This window comes from Hymenobacter lapidiphilus (assembly GCF_003417065.2).
In the GTDB taxonomy this organism is placed as follows: Bacteria; Bacteroidota; Bacteroidia; order Cytophagales; family Hymenobacteraceae; genus Hymenobacter.
Map to the genome: position 1 here is coordinate 1 of NZ_QVLT01000077.1, position 426 is coordinate 426.

The 426-nt window shown below is 61.7% G+C and carries 1 protein-coding gene; it reads right to left on the reverse strand.

Annotated features, from left to right (window positions below):
• Positions 1-188 precede the first annotated feature (188 nt).
• A partial coding sequence (locus tag D0N36_RS19275; protein WP_199798377.1) for a hypothetical protein occupies positions 189-426 on the reverse strand: 238 nt, incomplete at its 5' end.

Consider the following 426-nt stretch of genomic DNA (forward strand, 5'->3'; position numbering starts at 1 on the left):
GGCCTTGCCGACCTCGACCATGTCGTGCTTGGCCAGCCTGATGCGGCCGAGCGACGACTTCGAGAGCTCTTCTTCGAACTCCTTCGGTGCGTTGGCGGCGATCCACTTGCGCGCAATGGCGCGGAACTCGGCTTCCTGCGGCGTGTCATCGAAATTCATGGCGAACCTCTTTTTGATTTCACGCGCGATCAGGCGCGGCCCTTGGTCGGGATCTTGTTGAAGGGAACATCCTTGTCGACCCGGATATCACCGGGCAGGCCCAGCACGCGTTCGGCTATGATGTTGCGCATGATCTCGTCGGCCTTGCCGACCTCGACCATGTCGTGCTTGGCCAGCCTGATGCGGCCGAGCGACGACTTCGAGAGCTCTTCTTCGAACTCCTTCGGTGCGTTGGCGGCGATCCACTTGCGCGCAATGGCGCGGAAC